The organism is Pantoea sp. UBA4549, assembly GCF_002387285.1.
Lineage (GTDB): Bacteria > Pseudomonadota > Gammaproteobacteria > Enterobacterales > Enterobacteriaceae > Pantoea > Pantoea borealis.
This window is the reverse complement of sequence record NZ_DGLH01000005.1, coordinates 194,516-210,045: the sequence shown is the minus strand read 5'-3', so window position 1 is coordinate 210,045 and position 15,530 is coordinate 194,516. Positions and strand designations below refer to the sequence as shown.

General features: G+C 55.2%; 13 protein-coding genes. 4 read left to right on the top strand and 9 right to left on the bottom strand.

Annotated features, from left to right (window positions below; genetic code table 11):
* Positions 1–96: 96 nt before the first annotated feature.
* Complete coding sequence (locus tag B3041_RS02115) at positions 97–978, top strand: LysR family transcriptional regulator (protein WP_292968829.1); 882 nt, start codon at positions 97–99, stop codon at positions 976–978.
* A 25-nt stretch (positions 979–1,003) separates the two neighbouring features.
* Here the strand turns inward: B3041_RS02115 and B3041_RS02110 are convergent, their stop codons facing one another.
* Entirely contained in the window at positions 1,004–1,612 is a 609-nt protein-coding gene (locus B3041_RS02110; RefSeq protein ID WP_065647316.1) for an NAD(P)-dependent oxidoreductase, read from the bottom strand.
* Positions 1,613–1,879: 267 nt separating this feature from the next.
* On the opposite strand from B3041_RS02110, the gene B3041_RS02105 reads away from it, so the two are divergent.
* Complete coding sequence (locus tag B3041_RS02105; protein WP_292968826.1) at positions 1,880–2,158, top strand: putative quinol monooxygenase; 279 nt, start codon at positions 1,880–1,882, stop codon at positions 2,156–2,158.
* Between the two features lie 119 nt (positions 2,159–2,277).
* On the top strand, positions 2,278–2,484 hold the full coding sequence (locus tag B3041_RS02100) for a type II toxin-antitoxin system MqsA family antitoxin (RefSeq protein WP_065647318.1): 207 nt from the start codon (positions 2,278–2,280) through the stop codon (positions 2,482–2,484).
* A gap of 34 nt (positions 2,485–2,518) precedes the next feature.
* On the opposite strand, the gene B3041_RS02095 is transcribed toward B3041_RS02100, so the two are convergent.
* The 6 genes from B3041_RS02095 to treZ all read right to left on the bottom strand — a co-directional run bounded on the left by B3041_RS02095 (position 2,519) and on the right by treZ (position 11,785).
* Positions 2,519–2,848: a hypothetical protein gene (locus tag B3041_RS02095; protein WP_065647319.1), complete on the bottom strand. Its 330-nt coding sequence runs from the start codon at positions 2,846–2,848 to the stop codon at positions 2,519–2,521.
* 54 nt (positions 2,849–2,902) lie between these two features.
* The gene (locus tag B3041_RS02090; protein ID WP_292968823.1) at positions 2,903–3,259 is read right to left on the bottom strand and encodes a hypothetical protein; all 357 of its coding nucleotides are present in this window, start codon (positions 3,257–3,259) and stop codon (positions 2,903–2,905) included.
* A gap of 343 nt (positions 3,260–3,602) precedes the next feature.
* Positions 3,603–5,198: a methyl-accepting chemotaxis protein gene (locus tag B3041_RS02085; RefSeq protein WP_292968821.1), complete on the bottom strand. Its 1,596-nt coding sequence runs from the start codon at positions 5,196–5,198 to the stop codon at positions 3,603–3,605.
* A 174-nt stretch (positions 5,199–5,372) separates the two neighbouring features.
* On the bottom strand, positions 5,373–7,448 hold the full coding sequence (gene glgX, locus B3041_RS02080) for a glycogen debranching protein GlgX (RefSeq protein WP_065647322.1): 2,076 nt from the start codon (positions 7,446–7,448) through the stop codon (positions 5,373–5,375).
* A gap of 60 nt (positions 7,449–7,508) precedes the next feature.
* Positions 7,509–10,004, bottom strand: coding sequence for a malto-oligosyltrehalose synthase (gene treY / locus B3041_RS02075; RefSeq protein ID WP_292968818.1), 2,496 nt, complete (start codon positions 10,002–10,004; stop codon positions 7,509–7,511).
* The gene (treZ, locus tag B3041_RS02070; RefSeq protein ID WP_292968816.1) at positions 10,001–11,785 is read right to left on the bottom strand and encodes a malto-oligosyltrehalose trehalohydrolase; all 1,785 of its coding nucleotides are present in this window, start codon (positions 11,783–11,785) and stop codon (positions 10,001–10,003) included. Before treZ ends, treY begins: the two co-directional genes overlap by 4 nt.
* A gap of 325 nt (positions 11,786–12,110) precedes the next feature.
* Here treZ and B3041_RS02065 point away from each other — a divergent pair, with 325 nt between their 5' ends.
* Entirely contained in the window at positions 12,111–12,320 is a 210-nt protein-coding gene (locus B3041_RS02065; protein ID WP_065647325.1) for a CsbD family protein, read from the top strand.
* A 114-nt stretch (positions 12,321–12,434) separates the two neighbouring features.
* Here B3041_RS02065 and B3041_RS02060 read toward each other — a convergent pair whose 3' ends face one another.
* Both B3041_RS02060 and proP read right to left on the bottom strand, forming a co-directional pair.
* Positions 12,435–13,718, bottom strand: coding sequence for an MFS transporter (locus B3041_RS02060; protein ID WP_292968811.1), 1,284 nt, complete (start codon positions 13,716–13,718; stop codon positions 12,435–12,437).
* 128 nt (positions 13,719–13,846) lie between these two features.
* Positions 13,847–15,280 carry a glycine betaine/L-proline transporter ProP gene (gene proP / locus B3041_RS02055; protein ID WP_292968809.1) on the bottom strand — a complete coding sequence of 478 codons (1,434 nt, stop codon included), beginning with the start codon at positions 15,278–15,280 and terminating at the stop codon, positions 13,847–13,849.
* Between the last annotated feature and the right edge of the window lie 250 nt (positions 15,281–15,530).

The window sequence follows — 15,530 nt, the reverse complement described above, 5'->3', positions numbered from 1 at the left end:
CAACATCCTGCGTGGATCATAGCTGGTTAATGATAATCAGACGGTACACTCTGAAAACAGGCATACTTCAGGCGCAGTGTTGCATGAGGTGAGTGAATGGACAGAATCACAGCGCTTATTGTATTTGCTGAGACGGCAAAGCGCGGGAGCATTACGGCAGCAGCAGAGCATCTGGGCCTGTCACGGGCCATGGCATCACGCTACATTACGCTCATGGAGGAGTGGACAGGTTCGCGCCTGATGCACCGGACAACGCGTAAACTCAGCCTGACCCTCGCCGGCGAGCAGGCGCTGCTGCTGTGTCAGGAAATCAGGACGCTGGCAGACGCACTGACAGCGATGGGCCCGGGTATCAGTGCCGTTCCGGGAGGCAAACTGAAAGTTACCGCTGACGCCCTGTTAGCCGAGTGTTGCCTGACGGGCATGCTGATCGATTTTCTGCAGATTTACCCGGAAATACAGGTTGATTTACAGATTGTGGGCAGGACACTCGATCTGGCAGAGGAGGGTATCGATCTCGCTATCCGTATCGCCGGCACGCTTGCCCCAACGCTTTACGCCCGACACCTTGGGTATTGCTCTTCGGTACTGTGCGCCAGTAAAACCTATCTGGATAAGCATGGCACGCCCGGCAGCCTGCGCGAGTTGCAGGATCATAACTGTCTGACCTACACCTATTTTGGTCATGCATGGCGGTTTCATCATGAAAATGAGGTGATCGATTTGCCCGTAACAGGCAGTATCAGCACCAATGAAGCAGCGATATTGCTGAAAGCGGTAAAAATGGGAGGCGGAGTGGCTGTGCTCCCGCTGTTTGCGGTGCAGGAAGAGATTGCAGCGGGCAGGCTACTCAGACTGCTGCCGGAATATGAACCCGATCGGCTGACAGTCAGTGCCGTTTATCTGACGCAGAAAAAGATGCCGCAGGCGCAGCGCGTACTGATTGACTATCTGGTAAAGCACCTCAGGCTGCCCTGAGGTGCGTTTGTTTTTTGAGCGGCTATTAATAACCCACGGTAAAACGCTGATTAACGTGCGCCGGTGTTTCAATCTCATCAGCCATCGCAACAGCATAATCTTCAAACGAAATGCTGCTGCCCTGCTCATTGGTCAGCAGCGTATCTTTACCCAGACGAAATCTGCCGGTGCGTTCGCCAGCCGTGAACAGCGCTGAAGGTGAAAGAAAAGTCCAGGTAAGATCGTGCTGTGTACGGAGCTTCTCCAGAAAGCGTACGCCTGCCTCTGCTTCCGTTTTGTAGATCTCCGGAAAGGTCGGGGTATCGATCAGTTTCACGCCCGGTGCAACTTCCAGGCTGCCTGCGCCGCCAACTACGTAATAACGTTTTACACCTGACGCTTTTACCGCGTTAATCAGTTTATCGGGATCGCTGGCGGAGAAGTGCACCGAGCTGATCGCGACATCGTGTCCGGCAAGGACACCAGCCAGGGTATCCGGATCATCGATATCACCAGTGGCCGGGATAACGCCTTTTGCCGGGGCAATCTTGTCTGCGTTGCGCGCGATAGCCGTTACGGTGTGGCCGCGTGCGATCAGTTCATTAAGGATGCGTGAACCCGCCTGTCCGGATGCGCCAATCAATGCAATGTTCATTTTGCTGCTCCTGAGTTGTATCGGGCCTCTGAGGCCGTGTGCTGACACCACACACTCTATCCGTGCGCAGCACAGGGATAAACAGCCTCCCGGGCGACAAACTGTTGCATAAACTGAACGAATCATATGCAGACCAGGGTATCTGCTGGTCTGCAGGTTGCTGTTCTTTTTTATTAAAAAAAGCGGCAAAACAGCGGCTTTGCACGCTGGATGCCTGTAAGGTCTTCTGACCGACACAGTCAAAACGTAATGAAAAGAGGCGGGGTAATGATGATTAAGCTCACCGGACGTCTGGTATGCAAAAATGCGGAAGAGATAGCGCAGGTTCGCCAGTACCTGCCTGAACATCAGGAACTGACGCGACAGGAAACCGGGTGCGTCTCTTTTGAGGTCACAGAAACGGCCGACCCGCACATCTGGAATGTTGAAGAGCGGTTTACAAGTCAGGCTGCATTTGATGCTCATCAGATCAGAACCCGTGCGTCACGCTGGGGCAGGGAGACGCAGGCAATTACACGGGAGTATGAAATTTCTGAAATTACGTAATTTTATGGCTCTGTCACACAGTGTTGATGCTAATGCCGCATAATCTGGTCAGCGGTTGCCAGCCGGGTTCATCTCTGTCGGCTATGCTTATCTCACCGGTTTAAAAAGGGAGTCATGACATGAAATGTCCGGCATGTGGATCTGAAGCTTTTGTTTACGACACGCGAGACGTACCGCTTAATACGGGTAATCCGGATGATATCGTACCTGATGTAAAAGGCAGCCATTGTATAGCCTGTGCACAGGTGATTATGGATAAGGCCGAGGCTGATTCTTATCTGGAAAAAGTCAATGCGCTGGAAGCTGCATCCGCTCATACCGACTGATTTGGAGAGCCCGCATTCTGCGGGCGCTTTTGCGCTATATCCACACCAGCTTAAATTCCTCAATATCACCAAGCGCAGCGCGAAAGGCCGCTTTCAGGCTTTCAGGCTGTGCCGGATGAGTCCAGAACGATGTTACGTGATACCGATCATTCTGGTCTCTTATGCGCTCTACCTGCACCGTTGCGATAACCTTATGCCGCATAAACCCTTCAACATTTGACGTTCTGGCTTCCATTAGCGCAATGCGTCGTGTTCTTACATCATAAATAACATGGCAGGGCGTGCCGGCTGCGTTAAACGAGGCAACCCGTTTAAAACAGCGCGCTATCGTATCGGGACTGTAGGAGAAGGGGATCAGGGTCATAAGTCGCTCCTTATTACCCGCGCCTGACGGGCTAATTCAGCATAAGCTATCTGCCTATAAGCCTACCAGCGTGATCCGTTTCTTTGTCGCAAGTGCCTTATAAAGTGCCGTTGCCAGACAACACGGCTCAACAAAGCCGACGCCTGATAGCGCGTCGTCCGGCTCAGCCCAAAACGACTTGATGCGAAGCACGGTGTTAATTCCGCCTACGCGCTCAAGCTCCAGCGCTGCCAGGGTACGGTAGCGCGTCTCGTGTTCTGCCTGCTCGCTGTCCATCTTAATCACGCTGGCACCAGGGGCCATACTGTTATAAATAACGTGGCAGCGTATGCCGTTCAGGTTAACGGTATCAATGACTTCATGATGAACCGGCAGGGCTTCTGTAGTACAGGGTACGGGCACAATAAACATAACAGCTCCCTCTGACGTGGAATTTTATTATGCAGCCAGCATAGGCTATCTCTTCGATGCGTAAAGGTACTGTTTTTGAAGGTAAAACAAGAGCGGGGGCGTGATGATTACAGCTGTTATCGCTACCTCTGGTTTTTACTGGTACTAATGGACAATAAAGCCTGGTGACTTTACCCGGGATAAGCGCGGATTTGACTTAAAAAGAACCCGCACGAGGCGGGTTAACTATTCCAGTATTTACCATCTTCATACGCGCATGCATCCTGTGTACAGTGCGCGCTGAACAGATTACTGCTTAAGTCTTAAGCTAACTTTAAGATTATTCTTTGTCCGAAACGATCCATTACGAGAATGCAAATGCCGGGGTGACGGGCGAAACCGGCGTGATTTCGGGCGCGGCGGCAAGAACAAACTTCGCCGCCAGCTGGCTGAGCATCTCCGCCTGATCCTGCAGCGACTGCGAGGCGGCAGAAGCCTGCTCTACCAGCGCCGCGTTCTGCTGCGTCACGTCATCCATCTGATTGACAGCCTGCTGAACCTGCATGATGCCCTGACTCTGCTCAACGGCGGCGGCGGCAATCTCGCTCATCAGGGTACTGACCTGATGAATGGTCTCGTTCATTACCTGCATATTCTGGCTGACGTGGCTGGCCTGTGTGGCGCCGGCCTCAGTCAGACGATGCGCGTCATCAATCAGCACTTTAATTTCCCGTGCCGCAGAGGTTGAGCGCTGCGACAGGTTACGTACTTCGCCTGCCACAACAGCAAAGCCTTTACCATGTTCGCCGGCGCGTGCAGCTTCGACAGCTGCGTTCAGCGCCAGAATATTTGTCTGAAAAGCAATTCCTTCAATCAGCGAGACGATATCGGTGACTTTACGCGAGCTGCTGCGGATATCATCCATGGTGGTCAGCATGGTGCTGAGTGACTGGCTGCTTTGCTCTGACAGCGTACTGGCATGTTCTGCCAGGCTGCTGGCCTGACGGGTATTGTCGGCCGTCTGACGTACGGTTTCCCCCAGCTCGGTCATGCTGGCTGCGGTCTGCTCCAGCGAGGCTGCCTGCTCTTCTGAACGCGCCGAGAGATCCTGATTACCGGCGCTGATTTCTGCCGCGGCTCCGCTGACTGAACGTGAGGCGTACTGCACGGCTGCCAGCGAGGTTGCCACGTTACCTATCAGGGTGTTGAACGCCTGGGCCATATTCCCCACTTCATCGCGGCGCGTGGCGTCAGCGCTCAGCGTCAGGTCGAGCGTGTCACTGGCGCGCAGCATAATCCGGCCCGCGTTGCTCAGGCTGCGACGAATGCGCAGGACTGTCAGGGTAGCGAAAATACCAAAGACAATGACCGTTGCAATCACGCCGGCGAGGGTGGCCCACAGGACATGATGGAACGTTGTGCGGTTGGCGGCGCGCAGCGCGTTGCTGATACTGATGTTCAGTTCCAGCTGCTGCTGATAGCCGCTGATAAGCTGCCGGATAGCGGCACCAATCCCCTGTTCGCCCTCAATCAACGCCAGGCTGACCGCATTCTGATGCTGACGTGACGCGCTGAGAAAGGCGGGCAGACTCTCGTTTACACGCTGCAGGCTGGCATAAGCGACTTCGGTGAGACGCTTATCCTCTTCGCCCGATATGTCATGCGCCAGATAATCATCGGTTTGCGTTTTCAGCAGCCCGAGCTGTTTATGAATGCTGCTTTCCACTGCCGGCTGTGCGCGCTCATCAGGCTGAGACTGATGTTTATACAGCAGCAGTGCCAGCTGGTTGCTCTGATCCACCAGCTCACTGAGATTTTTTATCGAAGGGATGGCATTGTCCTGCACGAATTCAAAGCGATCCTGAAAGCCGGAGAGCAGCGAGATGGCCAGAGTAGCCTGTAATATAATCGCGCCGAACAGCATAGAGAAGGTAAGCAACAGGCGTTGCGAGATGGTCATATTATTATCCTTGATAGCATACACCCCGGCGGAAAGGCCTACAAAGTACAGGGTCGATGAAGGTTCATCGGCAGCAGGATAAAATAGTTAAGCGTTTTTTCGTGACGGTGTGAACAGGGATCACAACAGGCAGGTAAAAGCGCGGAGCTGACGATCAGCTCCGCGGAAAGTGCATTACGGACGACGGAACAGTGCCAGACTACGGCCTTCCAGTTCGAAATCCTGCTCCTGAGTGATGACCAGCCCTTCGTTGGCGGTCTCAGAAGTGGTCAGCTCCAGTACCCAGCCGCCTTCACCAAACTGCGGAATGCGGAACGGTACGTTACCTTCAAACGGGTTAAACAGCATCAGCACGTCATGCCAGATACCGTCTTCCGGCTGCAAATCAGGACGGCCGATGTAGACGCCCAGCGTGGAGCCTTCCTCCCACTGTTCCGACTGCTGAAAACCACCGCCGGCGTTAAACCATTTAATGTCCATACCGTCTCGCCAGCTTTCACGGCGCAGCAGCGGCTGCTTAGCACGCAGGGCAATAACGCGTCTGGTAAATTCACGCAGCGCATCAGCCGACGGCGGCAGGTTTTCCCAGTGCAGCCAGGAGATATCGCTATCCTGGCAGTAGCCATTATTATTGCCCATCTGACTGCGGCCAAACTCATCGCCCGCCAGCAGCATCGGCGTACCGTGAGAGAACAGCAGCGTGGCGAGGAAGTTGCGTTTCTGACGCTCGCGCACCGCGATAATTCCCTCATCTTCGGTTACGCCTTCAGCACCGTAGTTATAAGAGCGGTTATCGTTATGACCGTCGTTATTATCCTCGCCGTTGTCGTCATTGTGTTTCTCGTTGTAGGAAACCAGGTCATTCAGCGTAAAGCCGTCATGGGCGGTGATGAAGTTGACGCTGGCCCACGGGCGACGACCGCGCTGATCGTAAAGATCGCCGGAGCCGAGCAGGCGTGCGGCGAAATCGGTAGAGACGTTGTCGCCTTTCCAGTATTCACGCACCGTATCGCGATATTTATCGTTCCACTCTGCCCAGCCCGGCGGGAAGCCGCCAACCTGATAGCCACCGGGACCGATATCCCACGGCTCACCGATCAGCTTGAGTTTAGACAGCACCGGGTCCTGCGTCACCGCATCAAAGAAACCGCCGCGCTGATCGAAGCCCTCCGGCTCGCGGCCCAGGATGGTGCCGAGATCGAAACGGAAACCGTCAATATGCATCGACTCCGCCCAGTAACGCAGCGAGTCAGTCACCAGCTGCAGTACCCGCGGATGCGAGGTATTTACCGTGTTTCCGGTACCGGTGTCATTAATATAGTAACGATGCTGGTCCGGCAGGGTGCGATAGTAAGAGAAGTTATCGATACCCTTAAAGGAGAGCGTCGGGCCAAGCTCGTTACCTTCAGCGGTATGGTTGTAGACCACATCAAGGATCACTTCGATGCCGGCATCATGGAAGCTGCGCACCATATCGCGAAAGCCCTGAATGCCGCGCGGACCAAAATAACGGGTAGCGGGTGCAAAAAACGCCAGCGAATTGTAGCCCCAGAAGTTTTTCAGGCCTCTGTCCAGCAGATGCTGATCGTCCGGGAACCAGTGTACCGGCAGCAGTTCTACTGACGTGATACCCAGGCTTTTGATGTAATCCACCGTGGCTTTATTACCCATGCCATCGTAGGTGCCGCGCATGTTTTCCGGGATTAGCGGGTTGAGCTGTGTGAAGCCCTTAACGTGGGTTTCATAGATCAGCGTCTGAGACCAGGGAATGGAAGGCCGGTTCTGATCCTGCCAGTCAAACTCATTCGGGTTTACCACCCGGCATTTAGGCGTAAACGGACCGCTGTCGCGGCTGTCAAACGTCAGATCTTTATCTTCATGCAACAGTTCGTAAGCAAAATGCGCTTCGTTCCAGTCGATATCGCCCTGCAGTTCCCGCGCATACGGATCGATCAGCAGTTTATTCGGGTTAAAGCGATGACCGTTTTCCGGATCATAAGGTCCGTGCACGCGATAGCCATACAGCGCACCCGGCTGCAGGCCTGGCACATAGCCGTGCCATACTTCATGCGTATATTCCGGCAGATCAAAGCGGGCAATCTCATGCTGACCGCTCGGATCATACAGGCAGAGTTCAACCCGCTCAGCGTGTGCGGAGAACAGGGCGAAGTTAACGCCTTCCCCATCAAAGTTAGCGCCGAGCTGATACCCTGTACCAGCCGTAATCTCAACAGGCTTACCGTTTGACATTTAATCCTCTCCATTCAGTGAACAGATATGCAGGCATAACTTCAGTTCCATCAGTCAGGGTTAGCTGCTGAGCAGGACCAGCGGTGCGCTGTAGTTCAGGTTTTCCAGCGCGATGCTGTCGGTGATAGCGTAGGTTTCTCCATTCAGAACGTTTAGCCACTTGCGGTGCGCCAGCGTTTCACTCAGCGCAACCGAGACGTCTGCCCACTGGGCATCAGCAAAGATCAGGCGCGGAGCAATTACAATCAGTGCACCTGTTTCAGACTGACGGGAATAGGCCACCACTTTTTCTGCATGTTCGCCGCTGGCCTGCAGCGCTTCATAGTCGCCAAAACGAAAGAGCGCAGCGTGGTCGCGGCGCAGATGAAGCAGGCGCATAACCATCTGCTGTTTCAGGCTGCCGCTCAGCCAGCCCTGCTGACTGGTAAAGTCAGGGAAGGCGTCAGCATCAAGCTGGCTGACCAGCGTTTCAAAATCGGGTTCGCGGCGGTTATCCGGATCGACCAGGCTGAAATCCAGCGCTTCGCAGCCCTGATAGATATCAGGCACGCCGGGTGCCGTGAGTTTGATCACCGTCTGGGTAAAGCTGTTCACCAGACCGGCGCGGATAAACGGCTGCAGCGCCTGGGCAAAATCCGTGAGAAATGCAGCGTTTTCTGCAGCGAACAGATGACGCACGTAATCCAGTACGGCGTTTTCATAGGCTTCATTACTGTCTGCCCAGTCGGTGCGCAGCTTCGCTTCGCGCAGCGCCTTTTCCACAAACGGAATAAAACGTTCGCACAGCGCGTCAAGACCAGCGCGATCGTCCGGCTGCAGCGTCGCAGGCCAGACACCGGCCAGCGCCTGATAGAGCATCCACTCAACGGCAGGCTCCGGGGCCAGACCCTCTGCCAGCTGCTGTACGTAGTCCTGATTGAGCTGCTGCCAGCGCGTTACGTTCTCTGCCCACTCATCAGGCGCTTCGCTCAGGGTATAGAGACGCGCGCGCGCATCCTCGCCACGCTTGGTATCGTGCGTCGAGGTGCTTGAGATAGCATCAGGCTGGTGCTGCAGACGGGTCTGCATCTCCTGATGAAAATGCGCCAGTGAAAAGGCATGCGGCAGCGGTTCTGCGCCCACTTCATTAATTGCAAGCGCCACGTGATTACGGAAAAACAGCGTATCTTCAACCGATTTCGCCATCAGCGGTCCGGTGAGCTGCTGGAAGCGGGCGCGGAACTCTGCCGCCAGCGCTTCACCCTCTTCGCTGACCGCACCCAGCAGCAGCGCCTGCAGGAAACTCAGGGTAGCAGGGGACGCGCTATGCTTTACGCCCTCAAGCACGCTCAGCAGACGCTCTTCGCCCGCCAGCGGCATACCTGCTGCCTGACCATAAGTGCGGTAGACCGGGAAGGCGATAAGCAGCTCGCGCAGCGCCACGTGCAGCTCCGCTTCACCAAAATTGCGGTGCTCCAGCCCGGCGGCATCGGTTGCCAGCGAGAGCAGCCGGCTGAATTCGCCCGCAAAGTTACGGTCCACCATCAGCTCGCGCGCCGCGCGCAGGCCGGCTTCAACATCATTGCGCTCGCGCGTGGCTGACTCATAGGCCAGACGAAGGGTGTCGATGTGCGTATCATCAATCAGGACGTGTGACAGCGCTGCAATGAACTCATAACCGGTTGTACCGGAGATGGGCCACTCTTCCGGCAGCTGTTCGCCGTCGGCAAGGATCTTTTCTACGGTGATGTAGCATTCGTCGCCGGCAGCCGTGCGGAGCTGCTGCAGATAACCCAGTGGATCGGCGAGGCCATCCACGTGATCGACACGCAGACCGCTGACCGCGCCGCTGCGCACCAGCGACAGGATAAGCCGGTGTGAATCTTCAAAGACCACCGGGTCTTCAACGCGCACGCCTGCCAGACCGGTGATCTCGAAAAAGCGGCGGTAGGAGAGTGCGCTGCGCGCTTCACGCCAGTTCATGAGCTGCCACGGCTGCTCCTCGTGCAGCTGAGCAATGGCGGCGGGATCCGTCAGCGCCAGCAGTTCTGCTTCACGCCCCTGCCAGCTCGCAGGCGTCAGGGGATAGTAGCTGTCGAAATACGCCAGCGCCGGTTTACCGCTCTGCGGATCGGCTTTAATCGTGATATCACCTTTTTCCAGCACCCGGTCAAAATCATCACCGAGGAACGGCAGCGTCAGCTTGCGCGACCAGTCAATATCAAAATAGCGCGCGTACTGGCTCTCCTGTCCATGTTCAATCACATCGCGCCACCAGGCATTCTCCAGCGAAGCCGCCATATGGTTAGGCACAATGTCGAGGATCAGCTCCATGCCGGCGCTCTGCAGCGCAGCACTCAGTCGATCAAAGCCTGCTCTGCCGCCGATAGCCGGATCAATTTCGTTGGCGTCGGTCACGTCGTAGCCGTGCGTTGATTCTTTCGTCGCGGTAAAAATAGGGGAAGCATACAGATGGCTGATACCCAGCTTCTGCAGGTAAGGCACCAGTTCCGTTGCACGATCAAACGTCATGCCGTTGCGAAACTGAATGCGATAAGTGGAGGTCGGGATAGTCATGCTGCTGCTCCTGGTGCCAGACGGACAATGATGGCGTTTTGTGCGAGTTCGTGGTGCTCCTGCGGCCAGGCAAACAGGGTGTCGCCTGGCATATCAGGAAGTGCCTGAGCGGTGTTGCCCAGATTAAAGGCCATAGAGAGCGTGCCCTGCGGGAAACGCCACTGCACGGCAACGTAGCCGTCACCGGTCGCCAGCACCTGACCGCTATGACCGCCTGCCGTCGCCAAAAGTGGCACCAGATGCTGCTGACGCAGGGAGAGCAGCGTGCGCGTCAGCGTCAGCCAGGCTTTCCCCGCGCTGCTGGTGGTTTTCGTCCAGTCCAGCTTTGAACGCTGGAATGTCTCCTCCGCGTTGGGATCCGGCACGTCGTCGTCATGTCCGGCATGGCCGGTAAACTCACGTGCGCGTCCTTCACGCACCGCTTTCGCGAGATCGCCGTGAAAGTCGGTAAAAAACAGGAATGGATTGGTTTCGCCATACTCTTCGCCCATGAACAGCAGCGGGATATGCGGTGACAGCAGCAGAGCCGAATAGAGCACTTTGGTGCGCGCCTCTCCGGCCAGAGAGATCAGGCGATCGCCCTGTGCACGGTTGCCCACCTGATCGTGGTTCTGGATAAAATCAACAAACGCCACAGGGGGCTGACCGGCGCTTGGTACGCCGCGCGTCTCTCCGCTCTGGGCCGAAACCTCGCCCTGATAGGCAAATCCTTCGGTCAGAATACGCGCCACCTTTTTCTCCGGCGCATCGGCAAAATCCTGGTAGTAGGCGTGAGTTTCACCGGTTGCCAGCACATGAATAGCGTTGTGAAAATCGTCGTTCCATTCCCCGCTGAAGAGCGGAGTATTGCCCTGTTCATCGCGCGGATGCAGGAAAATCACGTTACGCGAGTCTTCTGTAGTGAGGTGTGCCGGACGATCCGGGATTTCACGGCGGATGCGCTCTGCAATATCAATCAGCACATGTTTATCTGAACTGTCTTCAATCTGATCGATGGCGTCAAAACGCAGACCGTCAAGGTGATACTCTTTCAGCCAGTAGAGCGGTGCCTCTGAAATGTAGCGGCGAGCCGCATCCACATCGTAGGCGATCCCGGCACCCCAGGGGGTCTGGCGCTCTTCATGGAAAAACTGCGGAGCCAGCAGCGGCAGATAGTTGCCTTCAGGACCAAAGTGATTCAGCACAATGTCCAGCACCACAGAGAGATTAAGGGCATGGGCCGCATCAACAAACGCTTTGAAGTCATCCGGGCTACCGTAAGCAGTATGTGGCGCATAGAGCAGGACGCCGTCATACCCCCAGCCGCGATTACCGCCAAACTGCGACACCGGCAGCACCTCAATCATGGTGATCCCCAGCTCAGCCAGCAGCGGCAGTTTTTCAATGGCTGCACGGAAGGTTCCTTCGGGCGTGAAGGTGCCGATATGCAGCTCATATACCACCGTTTCGTGCCACGGGCGGCCCCGCCACTCAGTCTGCTGCCAGCAGTAGCTTTGCGGATCAATCACCAGTGACGGGCCGTTAACCTCTGCTTTTTGCGCCCGCGCAGCCGGGTCAGGTACCACGCTGCCATCGGCCAGCACGTAGTGATATTCTGCGCCTGGCTTGACTCCCGTCTGCGACAGAGAGTACCAGCCATCTTTTTCCGCCTGCATAGGATAATCAGTGCCGTTCAGGCGCAGGACTACCTGCTGCTGACCGGGCGCCCAGAGACGAAAACGCACGGTGCCGTCAGCAAGGATTTCAGCACCCCAGGATTTTTCCAACGTTGTGGATTCCATTCTATTGCCTCGTTAAGCCCCGCGCGGGGCAATGGACGACATCAAGCGATTTGCATTCCCGAAATCATTTACTCTATGAAATAAAAGACTAATCACCCCGGTAATGAAGAAAGGTCTCAGGTAAAGTGCTGAGTACCCTGAAAATCATAGCCTATATTTAGAAATATAAGGCCGGGCACGCTTTAAAGTCGCTGCAGAAGTAAATTTTCCTATTTGTGCGGCAGAACATTTATTTTTTGCCGTCATAGGCTACGGTTATGGTTACGCATGTAAGCGATGCGCAAATAAAGCCAGACGGCTTTCACCGTCAAACAGGAGAGCACTTATGAACGAAGATCGCATCAGTGGAAACTGGAAGCAGTTCAAAGGAAAAGTGAAAGAGAAATGGGGTCAGCTGACTGACGACGATATGGACGTTGCCGATGGCAAACGCGATCAGCTGCTGGGCCGCATTCAGGAACGTTATGGCTACGGTAAAGACCAGGCAGAAAAAGAGCTGAAAGACTGGGAAGATAGCAACAAATATCACTGGTAAGTTTCAGCTTCCCGGCACGCCCGTGCCGGGATATTTTGTTTCAGCCCTGCCTGATTTCCTGTCTGCCAACGCATCTCCTTCGATATTTTTCACGCTGGTACTGATTTGCCCTTCTTATAATGAGCGCCTGTGATCGTTTTTATTTAAACTCAGCAGCGCGATAAAACTAATCAGCGCGGTCATCATCACATACCACGCCGGAATATCCGGGTTGCCGGTCTGTTTAATCAGACCCGAAATAATTAAGCCGGCGCAGCCGGAAAATAAGGCGTTGGATAAGGCATAGGCAAAACCCAGGCCGGTATAACGCACCCGCGTGGGAAACATCTCTGCCAGCATGGCAGGTCCCGGTCCGGCCAGCATCCCCACCAGCGCACCCGCCACAAAGACGCTCAGCGCTTTGGTCAGCAATCCGGAGGCCGGATTTTGCAGCACGCTAAGCAGAGGAAGGGCGAAGATCAGCAGCATAAAGGTGGCAATGAGCATAATGGTGCGCCTGCCAATGCGATCGCTCAGCCAGCCGGCGGGCAGAATCGTGGCGGCAAAACCGAGGTTTGAGATCACGGCAATAAGCAGCGCCTGATTAAAACCGGTATGCAGCGTGGTTTGCAGATAGGTTGGCATTATCACCAGATAGGTGTAGCCAGCAGCTGACCAGACCATCAGGCGGCTGATGGCAAGCGTAATGGCGCGCAGCGTGGCAATAAAAGAAGCGCGTTCCGGCTCTGCCTGCTGACGGACAGCGCTGAACTGCGGTGATTCATCGAGTCCGGTCCGCAGCCACAGCGCTACAGCGCCCAGCGGCAGCGCCAGCAGAAACGGCAGCCGCCAGCCCCAGTCAAACATCGCATCTTCGCCAATGAGCAGCGGGAGTAACGCGACGGTGGCGGCACCTGCAAGCAGGCCACACGCCACCGTCAGCGACTGCCAGGCACCATACAGCCCCCGTTTGCCCGGCGGTGCGGCTTCCGTCATCAGTGACACCGCGCCGCCATACTCTCCGCCAGCAAACAGGCCCTGCAAAATACGCAGCAATGTCAGCAGTAATGGCGCGGCGATGCCGATAGCAGCATAGTCCGGCACCAGCCCGATAGCGGTTGTTACCAGCGTCATCATGACCAGTACACCAATAAGCACCGGCTTACGCCCGTGACGATCGCCAAGCCGGCCAAAAATAATCGCCCCAAGCGGGCGAAAAAAGAACGCTACGGCAAAGGCGGCCCAGGTCAGGATCACGCTGGTGTCTGCGTTCTCATCCGGCAGCTGAAAAAAGTGTCTGGCAATAATTGAAGCCATAAAGCCATAAACGGCAAACTCATACCATTCAATAAAATTGCCAACCGAACCGGCGATTAAGATACGTCGATGTGCGGACGCCATGTGTGCAGCTGCAGGCATAGCATTTCCTTATAAAAGATAAAATGGAGGAAGCAACAGAGCGGCATTAAGGCATACATCTCAAAGCGATGTCTGTGAGGCACACGGAAGAGCGGACAAAAAAAGGCCACCCGAAGGTGGCCAGCGTATCAGGCAGGTTTTTGCTGCTTTTTATGTTTGCGCTGCCGGCGCAGCTTATCAATCAGGCGATGCGCTTCCGCTCTGGTTGCAACCGCAGGCGAGGATCCTTTCAGCGGCTTACGCGCCGTTTCGCTCAGCGTCAGTACCGTCAGCAGGCCGATAACCCCGGCGCCCATCATGTAGTAGGCCGGCATCATTTTGTTGTGCGTGGTATCCACCAGCCAGGCGGTAATCAGCGGTGTGGTACCCCCAAACAGTGACACGGAGAGATTGAAACCGATCGCCAGCGCGCTGTAACGGATATCGGTCACAAACAGCGCCGGCAGGGTAGCAGGCATGGTACCGCTAAAGCAGGTGTGCAGCAGACCCAGAATCGCCAGGCCGGCAAATACCCAGTACATATTACCGGTGCCCAGCAGCATATAGGCAGGGATGGCCAGCACAATCAGGCCCAGCGCGCCAAAGCCAATAACAGGTTTGCGGCCGAGACGATCGGTAAAGTAACCCCACATCAGCGTCAGTGGCATCATGATAAACATCACAACCATGACCAGCAGCAGGCCGGAGAGTTCGCTCAGACCAAGGATACCGGTGAGGTAACTTGGCATATACGCCGTCAGCATATAGTTGGAAACGTTGAACAGCAGCACCAGCCCGATACATTTCAGTAATGGTTTGCTCTGGGTGCGCAGCATCTGCCACAGCGTCAGCGGCGGCTTGTTATGCTCCATCTCTTCGCGCTGATCTATATGATCTTTAAATGCCGGCGTCTCTTCCAGTTTCAGGCGAATGTAGAGACCAAACAGGCCGAGCGGTGCAGCCAAAAAGAACGGAATACGCCAGCCCCACGACATCATCTCGTCATGCGGCAGATACGCAATCATTCCGGTCACCAGGCTGGCCCCCAGCAGATAGCCCGCCAGCGTACCGAACTCCAGAAAGCTGCCCATAAAACCGCGCCGCTTGTCGGTTGAGTACTCGGCAATAAAAGTCGCCGCACCGCCATATTCACCGCCGGTTGAGAACCCCTGAACCAGACGGGCCACCAGCAGCAGGATCGGCGCCGCGATGCCGATACTGGCATAGCTCGGGATCAGGCCAATGCAGAACGTGCCAATGGACATCATCACCATGGTAAAGGCGAGAACTTTCTGCCGGCCGAAGCGATCGCCCAGCGGCCCGAACACCATACCGCCAATCGGACGTACCAGAAACGCAGCGGCAAAGGTACCAAATGACGCGATGAGCTGTGCGGTGTTACTGGCATCAGGAAAGAAGACCTGGCCAATAATCACGGCCAGATAGCTGTATACCCCAAAATCGAACCACTCCATGGTATTACCGAGAGCGGCAGCGCCGACGGCGCGTTTTAACAGTTTGTTATCGATGACGGTAATATCATCAACAGTGAGATCGGGTTTATTTACTGTTTCAGTGCTCATAGGCTTCCTTTGACAATGAAATAAAAGCGATCTTATAGCTTTCGCAGCCGGTTATTGCAGGGTGGAAAAGAAAGCTATAAGAGGCCGAAAGGCGGACACCTTAGGAGATAATTTTTCTTTACGCAACTTTGTGATGTATATCACTGGCAATAAGCGTAGCGCTGAAGTAAAGAACTGTCAAAAAGCGCGACGGCGGCATAACAGGTTATCGCGTTAATTGAGATTACAGAGAGATAAGACGCGATATTAT

Excerpts from the sequence above, each read along its gene's own strand:
- B3041_RS02115 (WP_292968829.1), top strand. The coding sequence starts at position 97 with ATGGACAGAATCACAGCGCTTATTGTATTTGCTGAGACGGCAAAGCGC.
- B3041_RS02110 (WP_065647316.1), bottom strand. The coding sequence starts at position 1,612 with ATGAACATTGCATTGATTGGCGCATCCGGACAGGCGGGTTCACGCATC.
- B3041_RS02105 (WP_292968826.1), top strand. The coding sequence starts at position 1,880 with ATGATGATTAAGCTCACCGGACGTCTGGTATGCAAAAATGCGGAAGAG.
- B3041_RS02100 (WP_065647318.1), top strand. The coding sequence starts at position 2,278 with ATGAAATGTCCGGCATGTGGATCTGAAGCTTTTGTTTACGACACGCGA.
- B3041_RS02095 (WP_065647319.1), bottom strand. The coding sequence starts at position 2,848 with ATGACCCTGATCCCCTTCTCCTACAGTCCCGATACGATAGCGCGCTGT.
- B3041_RS02090 (WP_292968823.1), bottom strand. The coding sequence starts at position 3,259 with ATGTTTATTGTGCCCGTACCCTGTACTACAGAAGCCCTGCCGGTTCAT.
- B3041_RS02085 (WP_292968821.1), bottom strand. The coding sequence starts at position 5,198 with ATGACCATCTCGCAACGCCTGTTGCTTACCTTCTCTATGCTGTTCGGC.
- glgX (WP_065647322.1), bottom strand. The coding sequence starts at position 7,448 with ATGTCAAACGGTAAGCCTGTTGAGATTACGGCTGGTACAGGGTATCAG.
- treY (WP_292968818.1), bottom strand. The coding sequence starts at position 10,004 with ATGACTATCCCGACCTCCACTTATCGCATTCAGTTTCGCAACGGCATG.
- treZ (WP_292968816.1), bottom strand. The coding sequence starts at position 11,785 with ATGGAATCCACAACGTTGGAAAAATCCTGGGGTGCTGAAATCCTTGCT.
- B3041_RS02065 (WP_065647325.1), top strand. The coding sequence starts at position 12,111 with ATGAACGAAGATCGCATCAGTGGAAACTGGAAGCAGTTCAAAGGAAAA.
- B3041_RS02060 (WP_292968811.1), bottom strand. The coding sequence starts at position 13,718 with ATGCCTGCAGCTGCACACATGGCGTCCGCACATCGACGTATCTTAATC.
- proP (WP_292968809.1), bottom strand. The coding sequence starts at position 15,280 with ATGAGCACTGAAACAGTAAATAAACCCGATCTCACTGTTGATGATATT.